This is a genomic window from Streptomyces marokkonensis, from assembly GCF_039539045.1.
GTDB classification, from domain to species: Bacteria; Actinomycetota; Actinomycetes; order Streptomycetales; family Streptomycetaceae; genus Streptomyces; species Streptomyces marokkonensis.
Window position 1 is genome coordinate 1 of the sequence record NZ_BAABCQ010000008.1, and the last position, 21,652, is coordinate 21,652.

The window sequence follows — 21,652 nt, forward strand, 5'->3', positions numbered from 1 at the left end:
GGGCTGGGCGGCGTTCGCGACCGCCGGATTCGTCGCCGCCGGACTCCTGTCCGGCCCCGCCGCCAGCGCCCGTCCGGCGCCGGATCCGTCCCTGACAACGATGTCGATCAAGTCGCCGCCAGGAGGCGCCAACGTACGGGTGCTGATCTTCTACGGGTCCGCCTCGGCCGGGGACGAGTCCCCGGTCGTGAACGCCGGGATCGCGGCCATCGAGCGGATCGGGCTGTCCGGCCCGGAGAAGGAGCGTTTCAGCGTCGAGGCCACGGACAACGCCTCGGTCTTCACCAATGAGAAGCGGCTCGGCCGCTTCAACGCGGTCGTGTTCCTGACCGGCGGCGGCGACGTCCTGACGCCGGCGCAGGAAGCGGGCCTGGAGACGTACATGGAGGCCGGCGGCGGGTTCGTCGGCGTCCACGACGCGGCCCGCGCCGAGCCGTACTCGGACTGGTTCACCGGTCTGGTCGGAGCCCGCCCGGCCGCCTCCAGCCCGGACAAGGTCCAGCGGGCCACCGTCGAGGTGGGTGACCGGCGCCATCCGGCCACCAAGGACCTGCCGGTGCAGTGGAAGCGGCCCGACCAGTGGATGAACTGGGTGGAGAACCCGTCCGGCGACGTGCACACCGTGGCCCGGGTGCGCGAGTCGACGTACCAGCCCGGTGCGAGCGCCAACGGCTGGGACCACCCGGTCAGCTGGTGCCGTGACTACGACGGCGGCCGGTCCTTCTACACCGGCATGGGCGGCACGGTGTCGTCCTACGACGAGACCGACTTCCGCGCCCATCTGCGGGGCGCCCTGATGTGGACGACGCGGCTGGCACAGGCCGACTGCAAGGCGACCATCAACGGCAACTACCAGGCCGAGCGGCTCACCGAGCCCAACCAGCCCGGCCAGAACGACCAGATCGGCGAGCCGCACGGCCTGGTCCCCGCGCCCGACGGCCGCGTGTTCTACATCGGCCGCGGCGGCGCGGACTCCTCCCAGCCCGTGGTGACCGACTGGAACGACCCGGACATCGGCAAGGGCAAGGGCGAGATCCACGTCTGGGACCCGGAGACCGACAAGGTCACGCTCGCCGGTGAGCTGACCGTGTTCGGCAACAAGGGCGGCGGCGAGGAACTGGTCAAGGTCGAGGAGGGCCTGCTCGGCATCGAGCTGGACCCGGAGTTCACGGAGAACGGGTGGGTGTATCTGCACTACACACCCCACTCCGAGATCAACCGCGACACCCACATGGCCGAGCGCCGGGTCTCCCGCTTCACGCTCGACCAGGAGACCGACAAGCTGGACCTGGGCAGCGAGAAGGTGCTGCTGAAGTGGCCGGTGCAGATCCACAGCTGCTGCCACGCGGGCGGCGGGCTGGCCTGGGACTCCAAGGACAACCTGTACATCGCGACCGGTGACAACAACTCCAGCGGATTCAGCGACGGCTACTCGGGCAACAACCCGGAGCCGGACTTCAAGGGCGTGTCCTTCGCCGACGCGCGCCGCACCGCCGGCAACACCAACAACCTCAACGGCAAGATCCTGCGCATCCACCCGGAGCCGGACGGGACCTACACGCTCCCCGAGGGCAACCTCTTCACCGGCGAGGAGACCGCCGAGGGCGGCGGCAAGACGCGCGGCGAGATCTACGTGATGGGCGTACGCAACCCGGCGCGCATCTCCGTCGACAAGAAGACCGACACCCTCTACGCGGGCTGGGTCGGCCCGGACGCCGGTTCACCGTCGCCGACGTGGGGTCCGGCGAAGTACGACACGTTCGCCGCGATCACCGAGGCGGGCAACCGCGGCTGGCCGTACTGCATGGGCAACAAGCAGCCGTACCGGGACCGGAACCTGCCGGACCCGTCGAAGCCGCTGGGCTGGTACGACTGCGACGCCCCGAAGAACGAGTCGCCGAACAACGACGGCCTGGTCAACCTGCCGCCGGTGACCGGCAACAACATCTGGTACTCGCCGCAGGGCGGCGGCCCCGACTTCCCGCGCGACGAGAACGGCGTCCCGTCGTACGAGCAGGACGAGGCCACGTACAAGCTGCCCTGGCTCAAGGGCGGCGGCCAGGCCGCGATGAACGGCCCGGTCTACCGCTACGACGCGGACAGCGCCAGCGAGACCAAGTGGCCGGCGTACTGGGACGGCAAGTGGTTCGTCGGTGACTTCTACGACGCCGACCAGCCGCGCAACGCGGTGCTGATGGACCCGAAGACGCAGGGCGACGGCGGTCTGCCGGTGCACTCGGAGTCGCTGAAGAAGATCGTGCCGGTCGGAAACGACGGCATCAGGAACCTGATGGGCTGGAAGTTCGGCCCGGACGGCGCGCTGTACGTCCTCGACTACGGCCGCGGCTTCTTCACCTCGGACTCCAAGTCGGCCCTGTGGCGGGTCACCTACGAGGGCGGTGGGCCGACGCCGGCCGCCGCGCAGCTGGCGAGGGGGTCCGAGTGATACGCGGGCGAAGAATGTGGGCGGCCCTGCTGGCCGGCCTGCTGATGATGCTCGGTCTGCAGGCGACGTCCGCCTCCGGGCAGCCCCGGGCGAAGACCGAGGCCGTCGCCGCCGACCAGGTCCTCACCTGGACGGCCGGCAACGACATCGACAAGTACACGTCGGCGCCCGAGACGGCGGTGGCCGGTCCGGCCACGATCGTCTTCGAGAACAGTGAGGCGACCGGCAACACCACCGGCATGCCGCACACGCTGACGTTCACGACCAGCGATCCCGAGTACAACCAGGACGTCCAGCTGAACATCCTGGCCAACCCGGGTGACGACCAGGGTGGCAGGCACACCGCCGAGGTCACCCTCTCCCCCGGCCGCTACCTGTACCACTGCACCATCCAGGGCCACGGGGAGATGAAGGGCGTCCTCGTGGTGACCGAGGGCGGCGGTGGCGAGGACACCACCGCGCCCGCCACGTCGGCGGACGTCGGCGGCACGCAGAACGCGGACGGCGCCTACGTCGGCTCCGCGAGCGTGACGCTCGGCGCCACCGACGAGGGCGGCTCGGGCGTCGAGCGGATCGAGTACGCGATCGGCGCCGACGGTGCCTGGCAGCCGTACACCACGCCGGTCGTCGTCGACCAGGTCGGCGACCACACGGTGCGCTACCGCGCCTTCGACAAGGCGGGCAACGCGGCCGCCGAGAAGAGCATCACGTTCACCGTGGTCGCCCCGGACACGGACGACACGACCGCGCCGGAGACCTCGGCGACGGTCAGCGGCGAGAAGAACTCCGACGACGAGGACGGCGCGTACATCGACATGGCGACGGTGACCGTCACCGCCTCCGACACCGGTTCCGGGGTCAACACCATCGAGTACGCGGTCGGCGACGGTGCCTGGCAGGCGTACACCGCGCCGGTCATGGTGCACGAGGTCGGGGAGCACACCGTGCGCTACCGCGCCACCGACAAGGCGGGCAACGTCGCCGCGGAGAAGAGCGTCGCCTTCACCGTCGTCGCCGCTCCCCCCGAGGACACCACCCCGCCGGCGACCGGCGCGACCGTGGACGGTACCAAGGACTCCGACGGCGCCTACGTCGGCAGCGCGAAGGTGACCGTCAGCGCCACGGACGAGGGCGGTTCCGGTGTGGCCGGCGTGGAGTACTCGCTCGACGCCGGGCCCTACCTGGCGTACACCGGGCCCGTGGTCGTCGACCGCGTGGGCCGGCACACCGTGGCGTACCGGGCGAGCGACAAGGCGGGCAACACCGCCGAGCCGGTGACCGTGAGCTTCTCGGTGGTGTCGGGCCAGGTGCCGGCGCCGCCCTGTCCGGAGTACGACGAGCGGGAGACGGTGATCGTCGGCACGGTGGACACGGGCGTGCCGAACCGGGTGACGAACAACCGGTGCCGGATCAACGAGATGATCGAGGACGAGAAGGAGTGGACGTCCCAGGCACTCTTCCTCAAGCACGTCCGGGAGGTCATGGACGCGCTCCGGGACGAGGGCGTCGTGGACCGGCGGGAGTACCGGGCGGTCAACAAGGCCGCGCGCCAGTCGAAAATCGGCACGCCCGGCCAGACCGAGGGCTACCGCACGATCCTCGACGGCACGGCGGAGTCGTTCGCCAAGTGGCAGCAGGTGGGCGGCGGTTCGTTCGGGCTGAACCCGGACGGGTCGATCACCTCCAGCACCACCACGCCGGGCATGGGCATGCTGTGGTTCCCCGAGCGCAAGTACGGCGACTTCTCGCTGAAGCTCCAGTGGCGTGACGACGCCGCGGACACCGCGAACACCAACGGCGGTGTCTTCGTGCGCTTCCCGCAGGTCCACGACCATCCGGAGGAGTCACGGCCGGAGTGGGTCGCCATCAAGTACGGGCACGAGGTGCAGGTGTTCGACAGTCCGACCGGCGACATGTACAAGACCGGTTCGCTCTACGGCTTCGACCGGGTGGGCCTCGCCGGGGCCGGTGTGACGGAGAAGGGCACCTGGAACGACTACGAGATCCGCGTGGTCGACCAGCACTACTCCATCTACCGCAACGGCGTGCTGATCAACGAGTTCGACAACATCGGCGGCCAGGACTTCACCCCGCCGCGCTCGGACGACCCGGGCACGGACGGGCGGCGGTTCGCCTCCGGCTACGTCGGGCTCCAGGTCCACGGCACGACGGACGTGGTCTCGTACCGCGACGTGAGGATCCAGGAGTTGTAGTCCGCTATCCACGGGGCCGCGGCTTCTTCGCGCGGCTCGGCTGTACCCGGCTGGGTTCTCCCGGCATCTTCGGATACTCGGGCGGGTACGGCAGATCACCGAGCCCGTGGTCGTGCTCGTCCTTCGTCGCCAGTTCCAGCAGGGCGTCGAGGGAGTAGGCCTCGTCGTCCATGCCCGCGTGCACGTCGCCGAGTTCGGCGAAGCGCGCGGGCATGGTCGTGATGTCGAAGTCCTGGGGGTGCGCGACGCCCACCTCGTCCCAGCGCAGCGGCGCGGAGACGGGGGCGTGCGGGCGGGGGCGTACGGAGTAGGCGGAGGCGATGGTGCGGTCCCGGGAGGTCTGGTTGTAGTCGATGAAGATGCGCTCGCCGCGCTCCTCCTTCCACCACCTGATGGTGACCTGCTCGGGCATCCGCCGTTCCATCTCACGGCCCACGGCGATGGCGGCGCGTCTGACCTGGGTGAAGGTCCAGCGCGGCTCGATCGGCACGAAGACGTGCAGTCCGCGTCCGCCGGAGGTCTTGGGCCAGCCGTGCAGCCCGCCGAACTCCTCCAGTACCGCGCGCAGTTCGCGGGCGGCGCGGGCGGCGTCGTCGTAGTCGGTGCCGGGCTGCGGGTCGAGGTCGATGCGCAGTTCGTCGGGGTGGTCGACGTCGCCACGGCGCACCGGCCAGGGGTGGAAGGTGAGAGTGCCGTACTGGGCGGCCCACAGGACCGCGGCCTCCTCGGTGGGGCACATCTCGTCGGCGCTGCGTCCGCTGGGGAAGGTGATGTGCGCGGTGGGGATCCAGTCGGGCATGCCCTTGGGCGCGCGCTTCTGGTAGAACCACTCGCCGGTGACGCCGGCCGGGTAGCCGGAGCGGGGGTCCAGCAGGGCGAAGGCGTACGGCACGAGCGAGGTGACGACCGCACAGCCGCCGGTAGGTCCGTCGGCAGGCGCCGCCGGCGGCGGAGGTTCCTCTTCGCCGGCCAGGCCGGGGGCGTGGAAGGCGCCGATCACCGCCGCGACCCGGCGTCCTTTCGCCGCGGCGACGGCGGCGCGGCGCATGTGTGCCTCGCGGGCCAGGTCGACGGCCGCGACACCGCCGTGCGCCTGCCGGTGTCGGCGCAGCACCCGGCCGACTTCCAGGGCGGCACGGCGTACGGCCTCGGGCGTGCTGCCCGGGGCCGACGACTCCACGGTGCGGTCCCACAGGTCGTCCTCGTCCGGCCCGGCCGGTCCCGCCCAGGTGTCGGCTCCGGCCGGCCACTGAGGGGCGGTGAGGGGGAGATCGGCGCAGATCACCTCCGCGCCCCGTTCCCGTGCCCAGCGGATCGCCGCCAGTTCCGGGGAGAAGTCGGCGAGGGGGTACGAGCGCAGCCGTCCGTCCTCGTATGCGCCGGTCAGCGCGACCGGCGCGGTGGTGCGCGGATCCGAGAGGTACGGCAGCCACGGCTGGAAGTCGGCCGGCAGTTCGACGCAGACGACGTCGGCCGCCGCGGCGTCCAGCAGCCGGGGTACGGCGACTGCGAGTGCGGGACTGTGGTGCCGTACGCCGATCAGGTACGGCCGGGCGCGGGTTGCCGGCGCGGCCACCCGGGCGGCCGCCTCTTCTCTTGCGGTCATGCGGTCATGGGTCCAAGTGAGTGGTTCGGCGGGGGACGGCCGCGCAAGGCGGCCGTCCCCTCCGGTTGCGGAACTCGGCGGCCGGCGGAACTCAGCGACGGCGCTTGCGCGGTCGCGGCACCTCCAGCGCCTCCAGTTGGGGCCCGTCCCCGTCCTGGACCCGCTGCCAGGCCTCGCGGTACAGACCGGCGACCGGCCGGGTGGGTACGACGACGCCCAGTACGGGGCTCTCGCCGTCGAGCAGGTCGTACATCGGCAGCTTCCACCGCTCCAGCGGCAGGTGCGGATTGGCGAACCGGGTCCAGCCGCCGGGCAGGAACAGCGAACGTCCGGCCTTGGAGCGGTTGCCCTCGACCACGAGGTCGGTGGCCGCGAGTTCGGCGCGGGCGGCGCGGAGCCGGGCCGTCCCGCCGCGCAGCTTCCCCCAGCCGGTCCAGCGCGCGGTGTTGCGGTCGGTGGGGTCCGGCATGGCGAGCAGCATCAGGTAGAGGACGGCGGCGTCCTCGCCTACGCCGTACCACTCGGCCACCTCGCCGACCAGGCCGGGAACGGACCGGGCGGGGTCCTGCGGCCACCACAGCCCGTCCGCGTCGCGCGCGCCCGCCACCGGGTTCCCGGGGTCGGCGAGCAGCTCGGCGAAGGCCCGGTCGTGGGCCAGGCGCAGGGACCTCTCGACGACGGTGGGCCGTTGACCGGGGAACAGCGCCGCCATGTGGGGGTCGTTCCCGGTCGGGTCGAGCAGGGCGGTCCGCAGGGCGGCGTAGGGCATGGAGCTCGCGACGCCCAGCACGACCGCGCCGTGGCGTTCGAAGCCGTCACCGGTCTCCGTGGGGTCGCCGGCGGCCAGGCGGTACGCCTCCAGGTCGAGGTTCCCGCCGAGTTCGAGCAGCAGTCCCGGATGGGCCAGCCGGTCGCGTATCGCGGTCAGCACCGAGGGCAGGACGGCCCGGATCGGGTCGCCGGACGGGAGACGGTGGGCCAGCCACGCGGCCAGGGGTACCGCTGTACGCAGGGCGTGCTCGTCGAAACCGACCGTGCCTCCGGCGGATTCGGGACGATAGCTGCCTGTCCTCCAGGTCAGGTCCTTGCTCAGCCGTGGTTCGGCGCTCACGTCGAGGAAGCCGCGCAGTGCCTCGCCCGGTGCCCATCCCCGTGACTCCACGGTGCGGACGGCGTCGTGGAGTACGTCCTCGGGGACGGGAACGCGCCTGCCCAGCCGCTCGTTCCAGACCTCGGCCGCCGCGGCCACGTCGGGGCCGTCGGTCCACAGCCGGGACGGCTCGGTGGGCAGCAGCGCCGCCACGACGGCCCGCAGGGCGCCGATGTCGAGGGACCTCAGCTCCTCCTTGGCCACGCGGGCGTCGGCCGACCTCACACCGATCACCTTCAGGGTCGCCGCGGGAACGGCCTCGCGCTTGTCGTCGATCTGCGGCATACCGGCGAGCACCAGCCGGGCCGTGGTCGGGGTGAGACCCGTGAGCCGGGCGAACTCCTCGGCGGCCTCGGGGCGCCAGGGCGCGGGGCCACGCTCGGCGAGCTCGGCCCGGAAGGCGGCGACCCAGCCGGGAGCCCGGGTCGGCTCGGGGACGAACGGTTCCTCGGAGACCGGCGTGTAGGGGGCGGGTGTCTCGAACCGGCCGGACGGGTCGTGGTGGATCGCGCCGTAGTGTCGGCCCCTGATCTCGTGGTGGCCGTACGGGTGGACGAACCGGTACCAGTCGTCGGGGAAGACGAGGAACTCGCCCGCGCCCAGGTCGAGGACGGTCTCGTCCGTGTAGCCCCGCACGGCGTCGGGTCCCTCGAAGAGTCCGGTCTCCAGACACAGCCGGACGCGGCGCCAGTGGCGGGGGTCCAGCTCCGTCAGCTCGTGCGCGTCCAGTTCTTCGAGGAAGGCCTCCAGCGCCCGCCGGTGTTCCTCCACGGTGGGTTCCGAGGCGGCCCGCAGTGCCAGTACGGCGGGCAGTTCGGGCAGGGCCAGCGCGTTCAGGTGCACCAGCGGTCCCTGCTTGGGCAGGGACAGGTGCGCGGTGCCCGCGGCGGCCGGCTCGGCCAGGCTCCTCATGGACCGGGAGAGCAGTTGCGGCAGCTCGAAGATGTCCTGCCGGTAGCTGTACCAGCGTACGTCGCGCTTGGTCAGGCCGACGCCGTTCAGCGCCGGGGCGAGCAGAGGGTCGCCGGGCGCGGGGCGTGGCTTCTCGGGGGTGGCACCCTCGATCTCCAGGTCGAGCCGGGCGCGCGCCGCGTCCAGGACGCGCTGCTGCTCGGCGGCGAACCGCACCACTCCGGCGATGCCGGCGCGCAGCGCCTCGTGGCCGACCTCCGGCAGCAGCTTCCGGATCAGGCCGGGCATCACCTCCGGGTCTTCCGTCTCGTCCCCGGGTGCCTGTGCCACGGCCGCCTCCAGGAACGCCGCCGCGGTGTCCTCGCCGATCCGGCGAAGGGCCATGGAGCCCTGCGGGTCGCGGGACTGGAGCAGGTGCCAGTAGCGAACCGGCGGGAGCAGCGCGGTGCCCGCGCTGAAGGCTCCGGCCCGATGGCCCGAGACGGTGGCCAGCACCGATCCCCGCGGATCGAGCAGTTCGACGTCACGTCCCTTCCGGGTCACCGCCACTGGCCGGTCGGCGCCGGGGAACAGCAGCGCCTGCTCGAGCTTGTGCCCCGTTCCGGACGGCACGACGGCCGAGCGTCCGGCCAGGTCCTCGCCCCGCTTCGAACCGTCGGGCAGCGTGATCACACGCCAGCCGAGCACCCCGTCCACCGGAGCGCACATCGGGCCGGGAGAGGCCGAGAAGGCGGGCCGCAGCCAGGCGGTGTCGAGGGTGCTTCCCTTCGGCGCGGTGCGCAGGGCGTCGTCGAACCAGTCCGGTGCTCCGGCCTCGCCCACCGTGTCGCCGACCGGGTCGTACTCCCGCCAGCCGTACCGCCCGCCCTCGGTCTCCTCCATGGCCCACACCCAGTACGAGACGCCGTCGCCGACGATCGGCCGCATGGCCGGCACGAAGGCGTCCCCCCGGCGCAACACGCCGCGGCCGCTGGTCCGGCCGCCGCCGGGCAGAGGCAGGGAGACGGGAGAGAAGCCCCCGTTGATGCCGTTCTCCCCGTTCACGCCGCACGGACGGGAGGAGTGGGTGGAGGCCTCGACCGTCATACGGGGCGAGGCGGTGGTGCCGTGCCAGTACCCCTCCCATCCGGCCGCGCCGCTCGAGGACCAGTAGGCGAACAACGCGCCGTCGACGTACTGGTAGCAGACCGACCGGGGCCGGTCCTGGCCGTCCGGGAGGCGCGGCTCACACGCGAGCACGGTGCCTTCCGCCCCGATCACCCTGACCTCCGGCCCCGACAGCACGATGAGGTACGGCCAGCTGTCGGTGACGCTGATGTGCAGCTTCTCGTCGTGCGACGCGGCGAACCGCAGGGCCTCCTCCCAGGCGGGCCAGCCCAGTTCGTCGAGGACGCCGGCGCGCAGGGTGCGGGCCAGCGCGGGTGCGACGCCGGTGGCCAGGGCTTCCCGTACCTCGTCGGCGGCGACGGCCAGCACCTCTCCGGGCAGCCAGGACAGGGTGTGCAGACCACTGGAGTAGCCGGTGAATTCGGGCAGTTCGCTGGTGAGGTACTTCCGGCTGATCTCTTCCACCCAGGTGGCGAGCATCGGTCGTCCGCCGGGAGACCTGGCCAGCTCGACGACGGTCCGATCGCTGTCGCCGTAGTTCGAGTCGGGGCAGCCGTACCGGAACGCCGGATGGAAGCGGGCGTCGGCCGCCAGCGCGAGGAGATCTCGCCGGTGCTCGCCGGCCGCCCAGCTGCGCAGGCCCAGCCGCCGGTCGTCGCCGGGATCCGCCACCGGTATGTCCAGGGCCAGAAGCTGGTCGAGCAGGTTCACGTCGCCGCCTGGGGGCTGCAGAGCGTCACCGTGGTCCCGGAGTTCGGCACGCAGCACGTCGGCCATGCGGTCGACCAGCGGATACAGTTCCGGCGGCGCGGTGTCTCTCCTGTCGGTGTCGCACAGGGCGAGGAATCTGCGCGCCCATCCGACCGTGCCGTCGGGTGAACGCTCCTCGGCGGGCACTGTGGCGTCGCACAGCCCGGCGGCGGCCCCGGACTTCTCCAGCAGGTCGAGCCACTGGGGCAGCTCATCCCGCTCCCACTCCGTGGGCAGCAGCCCCAGCAGTGTGCCGCGGACGGCGGGCTCCCGCCGGGCCAGTTCCAGCAGGGCGGCCCGGTGGGCCTTCCACCAGCCGGTCGGTGCCTTGGCCGTGCCGGGCAGCGGCAGTATCTCGCGGAGGTAGGCCATCTCCTCGGCGAGCGCGTTCCTGCCCGCGACCGACTTCGCCAGCCGTCGCAGGTCGGCCGCGCCCGGACTCGACGGCGGCACACCGTGCGCGGCGAGCCGGACGAAGAGCCCGCGCAGATGCCGGAAAGCCGCCCTGGCCGGTACCCGGGACGCCAGGCCCTTGGCGTAGCTGGAGAGGATCTTCGACGGTACGGCCCCGGCCAGGGCGAACTCGAGGAACACCGCGTCCATGCGCGCCTCGTCGAATGGCAGCCCGTGTGCCGTCTCGGCCTTGCGCGCGTTCACGAACATCTGGGACGCGTACGCCGTCCGGTCGGCGCCCAGGAACACCCGCCCGGCCTGCTCGTAGAAGGTCGGCAGGAAGTGCGGTACGGATCCGGCGAGCCGTTCGCCGATCGACTCGTAGGTGGCGCGGGCCTTCTTCGCCCGGGATCTCACCATCCGCGCGACCTTGTCCATCTCCTCGACCAGGGACATCGCCAAGTGGCCGTCCGAGGGGTGCCGGACCAGCACCCACTCGGGAAAGCCCATGGCCCGGTGCTGTCCGACACCGACCTCCACCGGTCCGCCCTCGGGTACGAGGCCGAGGAAGCCCGAGCCGGGGCCCTCGGTCCGGTCCTCGGTGATCAGGCGCACCACGGTCCGGCCCTCCAGCGCGGGATGCCGGTAGGCCCGGGTGAAAACGGGCACGGCCCGGTCGCCTCCCCCCGTGGTGCCCGGCGGCAGCACCGCACCGGCGCGCAGCAGCTCCTCCGTCTCCGCCGCCGCACCGGCACGCAGGATCCCCTCCGGCCCCGCCCCCGCACTGTCCCGTGCCGTCCCGTCGCTCATGCTCACGTGCCTTTCATGGGTGTGGGTACCGCCGCCGTTCACTCGGCGCCGTCCTTGGGCACGGTGCGGCCGGCGTGCAGGGCCGCGGCCATGCGCATGCCCTCGGACCAGGCGACGGGGCCGACCTCGGTCAGTGGGAGGCCCCGGCCTTGCCCCTCCTCGTCGCTCCAGGTCAGGCCGCCGGTCCAGGCCTGTTCCTCGGCATAGGGGTCGCTCATGCCGACCGTGGCGGTGACGACACGCCCGGCGTCCCGGATCCGGTCGACCACACTGCTGCCGGAGATGCGGTAGCCGAGGGACGTGGCACGGGAGGAGAGGTGGAACCACGAGCGGTACTCGGCGCCGGCGAACTCGGTCACCTCGTGGACCCCGGCGCCGATCCCCTCGGGTTTGCGCCAGGTGGCGCGGTGGATCTGCTCGACACCCTGGACAACGCCCAACTCTGCGGCGAACGTGCGCAGTTCTTCCACGTCTGGGAGGAGGACCGGGTGGGGCATGGTCACCGTCCGGGCCGCCAGGCGGACGGTCTCGCCATCCAGGTTCACCACCCGCAGGCCGCCCGAGTCGTCCGCGTCGCGCAGAAAGCCGACATCGTCGGGGCCGTCACCGACGATAACGATGTCGCGGAGCGCCGCCTGCCATGCCTCGTCGGGCCAGACCCGCGCCAGCAGAGTGGCCGGCACCGGCAGCGAGGACACCATCCAGTTGCCGACCTGTGCCGCGCACTCGGCCGCGTGCCGGTCCAGCCACTCGGCGAAGCGCTGGAGTTCGACGACCTCGGGACGGTCCCGGATCTCCGTCGGCAGGGCTCTCTCCCGCTTGCCCTCCTGTCCGGCCGGGGACGCTCCCGACGCGGGCCGGGCCACCACCCGTCCATCCACCAGCGCGACTTCGTAGGTGCCGCCCGCTGCCAGCCAACCCATAGGTTCTTCGCCTCTCCCACCACTCGGAACACGGCACGGCGCGGGAGACGGCCCTGATCGGACGCGTCCCGCCGTGACGTTGGCGAAAGACTAGGGGCACCCACCGACAGTCCCGGCCCAACCTCCTTGCGCGAGGCGGAAGAAGCATTGCCGAACCGTGCCGTCCTCACCGACGATGCCCTCACCCACGACGGACGGGAGCCGCAACGATGCCGCACATGACCGCCTTCGCCAGGAACCAGTGGTACGTCGCCGCCTACAGCCAGGAGGTCGGCCGCGCGTTGCTGGGACGCACGGTTCTCGGTGAGCCGCTCGTCCTGTACCGCACCCGGGAGGAAGGCACCCCGGTCGTCCTGCACGACCGCTGCGTGCACCGCCGCTACCCGCTGTCCGAGGCGCCGACGCGGCTCGACGGCGACCGGATCGTGTGCGGGTACCACGGGTTCACGTACGACACGACCGGCGCCTGTGTGTACGTGCCGGGGCAGAAACGCGTCCCGCGCACCGCCCGCGTCGCCTCCTACCCGGTACTCGAGCGGGACTCCCTGGTGTGGGTGTGGATCGGCGACCCGGCCCTGGCCGACCCCGGGGCCGTGCCGCGGGCCCGGCATCTGGACTCCCCGGGCTGGGTCACGGTCCGGGGCATGGAGTCGATCGACGCCGACTACGGGCTGCTGGTCGACAACCTCCTCGACCTCTCCCACGAGACGTACCTGCACGGCGGTTACATCGGCACGCCCGAGGTCGCCGAGACGCCGATCACCACGGAGGTCGACGAGGGAGCCGGGATCGTACGGGTGAGCCGGCACATGGACGATGCCGAGTGTCCCCCGTTCTACGCCAGGTCCACCGGCGTCGCGGGGCGCATCGACCGGTGGCAGGACATCGAGTACCACGCGCCCTGTCTGTATCTGCTGCACAGCCGGGTCGCCCCGGCCGGTGAGGTGCCGCAGGAGGACGGCAGCGACCCGAACGGCTTCCACACCGAGATCACGTACGCCATCACACCGTCCGGCGACGGGAAGGTGTACGACTTCTGGGCGGTTTCGCGGGACTGGGCGACGGAGGACGCCGAGGTCACCGAGTTCCTGCGGAAGAACAACCACACGGTCGTCATGCAGGACGTCGCCGCGCTCAACCTGCTCCAGCGCACACTCGGCTCCGAGCGCACCGGCTACCAGGAGCTGAGCATCAACATCGACACCGGCGGTCTGGCCGCCCGCCGCATCCTCGCCCGGCTGGCCGAGGAGGGCGACGAGCCCGTTCGGCGGGCGCGCCGGTGAGCGGGCGCACCGGCGAGGTCTACCGCGTCGACTGGCTGCCCGGCACCGACGTCCTGCACGGCACCTGCCACTGCGGCGCCGAGCACACCGCCGAGGATCCCGTCACGATGTGGGACTGGATGCTCGCCCACCCACAAGGACACGCCCAAGGCCCGCTCCGACACCACCCACCGGAAGACGGCTCATGACCCTGTACGAAGCCGAGCTCGTCGTCGACCGCCGGGAGACCGCGGCCGACGGCGTGCTCTCCCTCGCCCTGCGACATCCGCTGGGCGAACCGCTGCCCGTCTGGGAGCCGGGCGCCCACATCGACGTCGTCGTCGGGCCGGGCCTGGAGCGGCAGTACTCCCTGTGCGGCGACCCGGCCGGGCGCGCGGTGTGGCGGATCGCCGTACTGCGCGAGGCCGGGGGCCGGGGCGGTTCGGCGTACGTCCACGACGAGTTGGAGGTCGACGCCAAGGTCCGGGTACGAGGGCCGCGCAACCACTTCCGACTGGAACCGGCCGCCCGCTACCGCTTCGTCGCCGGCGGCATCGGTATCACCCCGATCCTGCCGATGCTGGCCGCCGCCGAGCAGGCGGGCGCCGAGTGGAGCCTGCTCTACGGCGGGCGGACACGGAACTCCATGGCCTTCGTCGGGGAGCTGGGGCGATACGGCGACCGGGTCACGATCGCCCCCGAGGACGAGTCCGGGCTGCTGGACCTCGCCCCCGTGCTCGACGACGTGCCCGAGGGCACCCTCGTCTACTGCTGTGGACCAGGGCCGCTGCTGGACGCGGTCGAGGCGCGCTGCCCGGCCGGGATCCTGCGCGTGGAGCGGTTCCGGCCGAAGGAGGCGGAGCCGGGCGGCACGGACACGGGGTTCGAGGTCGTCCTCGCGCGCAGCGGACGCACGGTCGCCGTCCCTCCCGGCCGCTCCGTCCTGGACGCCGTCCGCACAGCCGCCGTCGAGGTGCTCTACTCCTGTACGGAGGGCACCTGCGGAACCTGCGAGACCGACGTCCTCGAGGGCGAGCCGGACCACCGGGACGCGGTACTCACCGACGAGGAGCGGGCCGCCGGGGAGACCATGCTCATCTGCGTGTCCCGTTGTCGTGGCCGGCGGCTCGTGCTGGACCTGTGATGCCCTGGCCCGTGATCCTCAGGTCCGCGTCGATCCGGGTGACGGTCGCCAGGAGGTACGGCAGCAGGTCCCGGGCGCACGGACTCCAGCGAGGTGCGGCCGGCGTGCACCGCGACGTTCACGCCGGGCACCACCTCGCCGTCCCGGTCCCGCACCGGCGCGGCGACGGATCTGAGGCCGTCCTCCAGTTCCTGGTCGACGAGCGCGTAGCCCTGGCGCCGCACCCGGCGCAGTTCCGCGCGCAGGGCGTCCGCCGAGGTGAGGGTGCGGGCGGTGTGCGGGCGCAGGTCGGCACGGGCGAGCCGGGACTCGGTCTCGGTGTCCGGCAGAGCCGTGAGGATCACCCGGCCCACGGAGGTGAGGTGCGCCGGGAAGCGGGTGCCGACCGTGATCGACGCCGTCATGATGCGGCTGGTCGGCACACGGGCGACGTACACGACGTCGTCGCCGTCCAGGACGCACAGTGAGGACGACTCCCGTACCTGCGCGACGAGTCGCTCCGGATGCGGTGCGGCGATCTGCGGCAGTGTGAGGCCGGCCAGATAGGAGTAGCCGAGTTCCAGCACGCGCGGGGTGAGGCGGAAGAGCCGGCCGTCGGTGTGGACGTAGCCGAGGTCGGCCAGGGTGAGCGGGAAGCGGCGGGCCGCCGCGCGGGTCAGCTCGCAGGCGCGGGCCATCTCGCTCAGGGTCAGCGCCGGGTGGTCGGCGTCGAAGGCCCGGATGACGGCGAGGCCCCGTTCGAAGGACCTGACGAAGTGCGGTGCGCGGGCTGCATCGGGCATCTGGCCTCCGGCAAGAGCCTCACGGCAGGACGTGCGGCACGAACGGCCGTACGCAGGGCGCACGCTACGAGTGCGCGTCCCGCACTGTCAACGACACCCGGTTGAACAGTCAACGGCCCATATCGGCACAAGCATTGACCCGGGCTCCGCACGAGCCCTACGTTCCCGCTGAACACGTTCTCGCTGAGCACAACCGTGCTGTCCGCGCACAGCCTGTCGGAGTACCCGGTCCGGTCCCACAGGAGGAGTTCATGCGTCGTCTGTTCGTCGGCCTCACGGCCATGTCCGTCCTGGCCGCCGCGACGGCGTGCGGCTCCTCCGGATCCGGGGGGTCGGACGACACCGGTTCGTCCGGCGGCACCACCACGGTCGAGGTGGGCCTGATCCCCATCGTGGATGTCGCGCCCCTGTACCTGGGGCAGCAGAAGGGCTTCTTCGACGAGCGCGGGCTGAAACTGTCCTTCTCCAGCGCGCAGGGCGGCGCGGCGATCGTGCCGGGGGTGGTCAGCGGGCAGCTCGAGTTCGGCTTCAGCAACATGACCTCCCTCATGATCGCCCAGTCCAACAACGTGCCCGTCGAGGCGGTGGCCAACGGCATCGCCTCGACCGGTGTCGTGGGCGAGGACTTCGAGGCCCTCACCGTCAAGGGCGACAGCTCGATCAGGTCGCCGAAGGAACTGGAGGGCAAGAAGGTCGCCATCAACACCCTGAAGAACATCAACGAGACCGCCGTACGGGCCTCGGTCGGCGCCGCGGGTGGCGACCCCGACAAGGTGGACTTCGTCGAGCTGGCCTTCGACCAGATGCCGGCCGCGCTCGACGGCGGGCGGATCGACGCGGCGATGGTGGTGGAACCGGCACTGGCCACGGTCAAGAACCAGGGCGGCCGGGAGATCGCCTCCCCCATGGTCGATATCGCTCCGAAGCTGACGGTCGCCATGTACTTCACCTCCACCCGATACGCGCGGGAGAACCCGGAGGTGGTGAAGAAGTTCCAGGAGGCCACCGCCGAGTCCCTCATGTACGCCGACGCCCACCCCGACGAGGTCCGCGAGATCGTCACCACGTACACCAAGATCCCCGCGGAGGTACTGGCGAAGGTGACCCTGCCGAAGTGGCCGGCCGAACCGAACCGCTCCTCTCTCACGGCGTTGGCCGAACTCGGTTATGCGGACGGCCTGTTCGAGCGACTCCCCGACCTGGACGCGCTGCTGCCGTGAAGGGGACGAACACCGCGCTGGGCGCGGTCGGCCTCGCGTTCTTCCTCGCCCTGGGAGAGGCGGTACCGCGGCTCGGCCTGGTCAGGGAGGAGTACTTCCCGCCGACCAGCCGCATCGCCGACGCGCTCGCCGCGGAGGTCGCGGACGGCACCTTCTGGACCGCTCTCGGCGACACCCTCACCGGCTGGGCGCTGGGCCTGGTCCTCGCGGTCGGCGCCGGGATCGTCGTCGGGGTGCTCCTCGCGGTGGTCCCGTACCTGCGCGAGGCGACGGCGTCCACGATCGAGTTCCTGCGCCCGATCCCGTCGGTCGCGCTGATCCCGCTGGCGGTGCTGCTGAACGGCACCGAGCTGGGGTCGGTGCTGCTCCTGGTCGTGTACGCCGCCTTCTGGCAGGTGCTGATCCAGGTCCTGTACGGCGTCCAGGACGTCGACCCGGTCGCCGAGGAGACGGCGCGGTCGTACGGTCTGGGCGCCTGGGCGCGGGTCCGGTACGTGCTGTGGCCGACCGCGCTGCCGTACGTCATGACCGGAGTACGGCTCGCGGCGGCCGTCGCGCTGATCCTCGCCATCACCGCCGAACTGGTCATCGGCGCCCCCGGGCTGGGTGCCCGAATCGCCGTGGCGCAGACCTCGCAGGCCGTGCCGGAGATGTACGCGCTGATCGTCGTCGCCGGTCTGCTCGGACTGCTGATCAATGTCGGCGCCCGCTCGGTGGAGCGGCGGGCACTGTCCTGGCACCAGTCGGTGCGCGGGGAGGTGGCGGTGTGACGCGCGTACTGCTGCGGCTGGTGTACGTACTCGCGCTGCCCACCGTGCTGGTGGCCGTCTGGTGGGTGTCCTCGGCCGGCAGCGAGGACGTGTACTGGCCGCCGCTCGGCACGATCCTGGAGACCTTCCCGGACGTGTGGACCGGCGAACGGTGGCGCGGTGACGTGCTGCCCAGCGTGCTCAGGCTCACCGCGGGCTACGCGCTCGCGGCCGTCGCCGGCGTCGCGCTCGGCACTCTCATCGGCTCCTACCGGCGGGTGCGGGCGGTGTGCGAGCCGGTGCTGGAGTTCCTGCGGGCCGTGCCGCCGCCGGTCCTCGTGCCGGTGATCATGCTGTTCGCGGGCATCGGCGACACGATGAAGATCGCCGTCATCGCCACCGGCTGTGTGTGGCCGGTGCTGCTCAACACGGTCGAGGGGGTGCGGGCCCTCGACGCGGTGACGGCCGAGACGGCCCGCTCCTACGGCATCACGGGCGTGGCGTGGCTGCGGCACGTGGTGCTGCGCTCGGCGAGCCCGCAGATCTTCGCGGGTCTGCGCCAGGCCCTGTCGATCGGGATCATCCTGATGGTGATCAGCGAGATGTTCGCCGCGAGCAACGGGCTCGGTTTCACCGTCGTGCAGTTCCAGCGCTCTTTCGCCATCCCCGGCATGTGGACCGGCATTCTGCTGCTCGGTCTGCTCGGCTTCGTGCTCTCGGTCCTCTTCCATCTGGTCGAGCGGCGGGCGCTCGGCTGGTACCACGGCCTGCGCGCCGCCGCCCGGCGGCCTGGGTGAAGCTTCTGAAAGGGCGGTCCATGCTGGACGTACGCGGCCTGAAGAAGGTGTACGAGGGATCGGGACGGCGCGTCGAGGCGGTACGCGACCTGACCTTCAGCGTGGCGGCCGGCGAACTCGTCTGCCTGGTGGGGCCGTCCGGCTGCGGCAAGACGACGCTGTTGAAGTGCGTGGGCGGACTGCTCGACCCGACGGCCGGCGAGGTGTTCCTGGCCGGGCGGAAGGTGACCGGTCCGCCACCCGGCATGGCGTTCGTCTTCCAGGAGTACGGACGCAGCCTGTTCCCGTGGATGCGGGTCGGCGAGAACGTCGAGCTTCCCCTGAAACAGAAGGATCTGAGCAAGGCGCGGCGCCGGGAGCTGGTCACGGACGCGCTCGCCTCGGTCGGCCTCGCGGACGCCACCGGGGCGTATCCGTGGCAGCTGTCCGGAGGCATGCAGCAGCGGGTGGCCATCGCTCGTGCGCTGGCGTACGAGCCCGAGGTGCTGCTGATGGACGAGCCGTTCGCGGCGGTGGACGCACAGACCCGAGCCGACCTGGAGGACCTGGTGCGGCGGCTGTGGCGGGAGCGCGGGATCACCATCCTGTTCGTCACCCACGACATCGACGAGGCCGTCTATCTGGGCGAACGCGTGATCGTGCTGTCCGCCTCCCCCACCGTCGTCCGGGAGCGGCTCACCGTCGACCTGCCCGCGGAGCGGGACCAGGTGCGCACACGGGTGGCTCCGCGCTTCGCCGAGCTGCGGACCCATGTGTACGAGCAGATCCAGGCGGCGAAACGCGAGGTGGCCCAGCCGGTCAAGACGGACGCGCCGCCACCGCACTGACCTCGGCGGCCGGGCGCGGGTCACTCGGGGGTGGGCACCACTCTGAGGTGAGCGGCGGTACGGCGGGGGCGGGGCGGAGTGCGGCGCGGCTCGCGCAGCACCAGCGTCAGCCGGGTGTAGCCCAACTCCTCCAGCGCTCGGGGGCTTTCGACCACGACGCGGCACTCGGTGACGCCCCAGCGCGGATCGGGGTGGTGCAGCGGCCGTACGGCACCGTCGTGTTCGACGGCCTCCGCGCCGACGGCCCGGATCCAGTGCGGCAGGCCCTGGCGGTAGGCGGCCTCCATGATCGGGTCCTGGGCGATCTCGCGCCGGACGGCCTGCAGACCGGCGTCGTGGCCGTGCCGCTCCAGGGCGGCGGCGAAGTGCGCCAACATGGGCAGGCACCAGCTGGACTCGTGGTCCCCGAGCACCGCGGACGCGTCCGGGTGGAAGAGGACGAACCTGAGGAAGTTGTCGCCCGGCATGGCCGTCGCATGGGGTCCGGCCCCCCGGAAGAGTGTCCGGAAGGCACCGTTGGCCAGCACCACGTCCCAGCGGTGGTCGACGACGAGGGAGGGAAAGGGAACGGCGTCCAGGAGCGTGCTGTAGTCCTGGAGGTACGCCTGGGCCTCGGGGGTCGCGGGGGCGGGCCGCGGCGCCGGCCGCTGCCCTCCTGCCTGAAATGCCATCGGGAGGTCACCCCTCTTGCTTATGCGGCCTTCTCGCGGCGTCCCGATCCTGGTGCCCCGACAGAGGTGTGTCAACTATCGTGGCATTTCGTGCCTGTTGACGGCCGAAATTGGCCACAGTTGTGGCGAGACCTGGATGTGAGTTCGAACCGCAGGCTACTCTCCGGGAAGTTCACGGCAACCGCTTGTGAGAAGCCTGTGAGGCCTGTGAGAGACGTAGGAGAGCTGTCGGTGACGGATGGCTTCGAGGGTCCGGGCGCCATGCCGACGACCGCGCTGCCCGCCGTCGTCGCCCGCGTCACCGCACTCGCGAACCGGCTCGGCGTACCGCACACCGAGGTCTTCGACGTCGGCCGCCTGTCCGCCGCCTCCGGAGTCCCCGAGCCCGTGCTGGGAGCCCTGCTGGGCGGCCGGCCGGCGGGTGAGCCCGACGTACAGACCCGGTTCGTGCAGCGCCTGGACCTGCTGCGCCGTACCCGGCTGAAGCCGAACGGCCGCAGGTACACCCAGCAGGAGATCGCCGACGGCGCCGGCATGTCCCGGCAGCAGGCGGGCGCCCTCATCAACGGCGACCGTCGGCCCACCATGGAACACTGCGACGCCATCCAGCGCTTCTTCCGGGTGCACGCCGGATTCCTCACCGCCGAAGATCCCGAGGCGCTCGCGGGCGCCCTGCAGCGAATCGAGCAGGAGCTGCTGCAGCAGCTCGCCGACCGGGAGCGGGAGGCGGCGGCGGCCGACGGCGACCCGTTGGAGCGGCTGTTACAGGACCACGGCGTGCGCGGAATCGCCTGGCGGGCCGCTCAACTGCCCACCGACCAGCACCGCGACAAGGTCGCCGAGTGGCTGGACATGCTCCTGGAGAGCGTCAAGCGGCCCGAGTCGTGAGCCTGGGGAGAAACGTGGGCATCGGTAGGGAGATGCGCCGCCTGTGCGGCGAGTTGGTCACGGAGCTGACGCTTCCCGCACCGGCGCGGCCCGCCGAACTGCACACGGCGCTGTGCGAGGCGATGAGCAGGCGACGGGGCCGTCCGGTGCTGTTCCGCATGGCCGCCTTTCCGCCCGGGACGGCCAGCGGCCTGTGGCTCGACATGGCCGACCAGGACCTGGTCGTCGTGGAAGAACGCACCGCTCCCGACCATCAGTTGGTCATCCTGGGACACGAACTGTGGCACATGAAGGCCGGGCACCGCGGCCACCACGTCGAGGGCACCGCGGTCGCGGCCCGGCTCCTCGCCGGGGACGCCCCGGACCGGGACGACGAGGCGCTGCGCGCGACGGTACGCGCGGTCGCCGCGCGTTCCCGCTTCGACCTCGCCGACGAGAAGGAGGCAGAGGCCTTCGGGCTGCTGCTGGCCAGCAAGTGCCGGACGTGGCTGTCCGGTTCCTCACTGCGCGGGCCGGTGCGGCGGGACCATCTGGCGGGACGGATCGGCACATCGCTGGGCTACCTGGGGTGACGACTCGATCGGGCTGTCGCGGGCCGCGTACGGGGCGCGACTCGGCGGGATTGTCAGTGGTGGGCGGCAAGCTGTGCGTGTGCCGCCGCTGCGCGGGGGCGCGTGACCGCTGACGTCGTTGTGGGGAGAGCCGACCGATGACCACCGCCGTACTGACCGACCACGAGCGCACCGCCGTTCAGGCCTACCTGCGGCTCCTGCACACCGTGCGGGCCGGCTTCGACACCGCGGCGGGACCGGACGGCGCCGCTCGTGTGCCCGTCGTCCCGCCCTCCGTACTGGCCGAGGCGGAGCAGGCGCTCGGGGCCGCGGGGCTCGCGGGCAACGAGGAGGAGTTCTTCCGGTTGCTGCGGAGCTGGTGTCCCCGGCCGTGACGCGGGGCCGGCACTTTTCCGTCGGCGTGCGAACGGAGAGAGTGCCGGCAGGGCCG

General features: G+C 71.8%; 15 protein-coding genes and 3 pseudogenes. 12 read left to right on the top strand and 6 right to left on the bottom strand.

What is annotated here, in order from left to right; genetic code table 11:
- Both ABEA26_RS03170 and ABEA26_RS03175 read left to right on the top strand, forming a co-directional pair.
- Positions 1 to 2,446 (top strand): ThuA domain-containing protein (locus ABEA26_RS03170; RefSeq protein ID WP_345588958.1); only part of this gene is annotated, 2,446 nt, incomplete at its 5' end.
- A 14-nt stretch (positions 2,447 to 2,460) separates the two neighbouring features.
- Positions 2,461 to 4,659, top strand: a complete 2,199-nt coding sequence (locus ABEA26_RS03175; RefSeq protein ID WP_345589062.1) for an OmpL47-type beta-barrel domain-containing protein — start codon at positions 2,461 to 2,463, stop codon at positions 4,657 to 4,659.
- 4 nt (positions 4,660 to 4,663) lie between these two features.
- On the opposite strand, the pseudogene ABEA26_RS36245 reads toward ABEA26_RS03175, so the two are convergent.
- The 4 genes and pseudogenes from ABEA26_RS36245 to ABEA26_RS03190 all read right to left on the bottom strand — a co-directional run.
- Positions 4,664 to 5,512: pseudogene (locus tag ABEA26_RS36245) on the bottom strand (DNA polymerase domain-containing protein); the annotation flags it as partial.
- A 24-nt stretch (positions 5,513 to 5,536) separates the two neighbouring features.
- Positions 5,537 to 6,265, bottom strand: a pseudogene (locus ABEA26_RS36250) (DUF5682 family protein); the annotation flags it as partial.
- Between the two features lie 91 nt (positions 6,266 to 6,356).
- A complete protein-coding gene (locus ABEA26_RS03185; RefSeq protein ID WP_345588961.1) occupies positions 6,357 to 11,387 on the bottom strand; it encodes a DNA-binding protein in 5,031 nt (1,676 codons plus the stop codon).
- A 38-nt stretch (positions 11,388 to 11,425) separates the two neighbouring features.
- Positions 11,426 to 12,310, bottom strand: a complete 885-nt coding sequence (locus ABEA26_RS03190) for a DUF4132 domain-containing protein (RefSeq protein ID WP_345588963.1) — start codon at positions 12,308 to 12,310, stop codon at positions 11,426 to 11,428.
- A gap of 209 nt (positions 12,311 to 12,519) precedes the next feature.
- Between ABEA26_RS03190 and ABEA26_RS03195 the strand changes: the two genes are divergently transcribed.
- The 3 genes from ABEA26_RS03195 to ABEA26_RS03205 are packed head-to-tail and all read left to right on the top strand — an operon-like array spanning position 12,520 to position 14,716.
- The gene (locus ABEA26_RS03195) at positions 12,520 to 13,593 is read left to right on the top strand and encodes a Rieske 2Fe-2S domain-containing protein (RefSeq protein ID WP_345588965.1); all 1,074 of its coding nucleotides are present in this window, start codon (positions 12,520 to 12,522) and stop codon (positions 13,591 to 13,593) included.
- Complete coding sequence (locus ABEA26_RS03200) at positions 13,590 to 13,781, top strand: hypothetical protein (protein WP_345588967.1); 192 nt, start codon at positions 13,590 to 13,592, stop codon at positions 13,779 to 13,781. The genes ABEA26_RS03195 and ABEA26_RS03200 overlap by 4 nt, the downstream gene beginning before the upstream one ends.
- Positions 13,778 to 14,716: a PDR/VanB family oxidoreductase gene (locus tag ABEA26_RS03205; RefSeq protein ID WP_345588969.1), complete on the top strand. Its 939-nt coding sequence runs from the start codon at positions 13,778 to 13,780 to the stop codon at positions 14,714 to 14,716. The genes ABEA26_RS03200 and ABEA26_RS03205 overlap by 4 nt, the downstream gene beginning before the upstream one ends.
- On the opposite strand, the pseudogene ABEA26_RS03210 reads toward ABEA26_RS03205, so the two are convergent.
- Positions 14,667 to 15,498: pseudogene (locus tag ABEA26_RS03210) on the bottom strand (IclR family transcriptional regulator domain-containing protein). The gene ABEA26_RS03205 and the pseudogene ABEA26_RS03210 overlap by 50 nt on opposite strands.
- A gap of 251 nt (positions 15,499 to 15,749) precedes the next feature.
- Between ABEA26_RS03210 and ABEA26_RS03215 the strand changes: the two are divergent.
- The 4 genes from ABEA26_RS03215 to ABEA26_RS03230 are packed head-to-tail and all read left to right on the top strand — an operon-like array spanning position 15,750 to position 19,091.
- Positions 15,750 to 16,718 carry an ABC transporter substrate-binding protein gene (locus ABEA26_RS03215; RefSeq protein WP_345588970.1) on the top strand — a complete coding sequence of 323 codons (969 nt, stop codon included), beginning with the start codon at positions 15,750 to 15,752 and terminating at the stop codon, positions 16,716 to 16,718.
- Entirely contained in the window at positions 16,715 to 17,488 is a 774-nt protein-coding gene (locus ABEA26_RS03220) for an ABC transporter permease (RefSeq protein WP_345588971.1), read from the top strand. The genes ABEA26_RS03215 and ABEA26_RS03220 overlap by 4 nt, the downstream gene beginning before the upstream one ends.
- Complete coding sequence (locus ABEA26_RS03225) at positions 17,485 to 18,264, top strand: ABC transporter permease (RefSeq protein ID WP_345588972.1); 780 nt, start codon at positions 17,485 to 17,487, stop codon at positions 18,262 to 18,264. Before ABEA26_RS03220 ends, ABEA26_RS03225 begins: the two co-directional genes overlap by 4 nt.
- A 20-nt stretch (positions 18,265 to 18,284) precedes the next feature.
- A complete protein-coding gene (locus tag ABEA26_RS03230; RefSeq protein WP_345588974.1) occupies positions 18,285 to 19,091 on the top strand; it encodes an ABC transporter ATP-binding protein in 807 nt (268 codons plus the stop codon).
- Between the two features lie 20 nt (positions 19,092 to 19,111).
- Here the strand turns inward: ABEA26_RS03230 and ABEA26_RS03235 are convergent, their stop codons facing one another.
- A complete protein-coding gene (locus ABEA26_RS03235; protein ID WP_345588976.1) occupies positions 19,112 to 19,762 on the bottom strand; it encodes an MmyB family transcriptional regulator in 651 nt (216 codons plus the stop codon).
- 231 nt (positions 19,763 to 19,993) lie between these two features.
- Between ABEA26_RS03235 and ABEA26_RS03240 the strand changes: the two genes are divergently transcribed.
- The 3 genes from ABEA26_RS03240 to ABEA26_RS03250 all read left to right on the top strand — a co-directional run bounded on the left by ABEA26_RS03240 (position 19,994) and on the right by ABEA26_RS03250 (position 21,596).
- Positions 19,994 to 20,650 carry a helix-turn-helix domain-containing protein gene (locus tag ABEA26_RS03240; protein ID WP_345588978.1) on the top strand — a complete coding sequence of 219 codons (657 nt, stop codon included), beginning with the start codon at positions 19,994 to 19,996 and terminating at the stop codon, positions 20,648 to 20,650.
- A 32-nt stretch (positions 20,651 to 20,682) separates the two neighbouring features.
- On the top strand, positions 20,683 to 21,222 hold the full coding sequence (locus ABEA26_RS03245; RefSeq protein ID WP_345589063.1) for a toxin-antitoxin system, toxin component: 540 nt from the start codon (positions 20,683 to 20,685) through the stop codon (positions 21,220 to 21,222).
- A 137-nt stretch (positions 21,223 to 21,359) separates the two neighbouring features.
- Entirely contained in the window at positions 21,360 to 21,596 is a 237-nt protein-coding gene (locus ABEA26_RS03250; RefSeq protein WP_345588979.1) for a hypothetical protein, read from the top strand.
- The last annotated feature ends 56 nt before the right edge of the window (positions 21,597 to 21,652 follow it).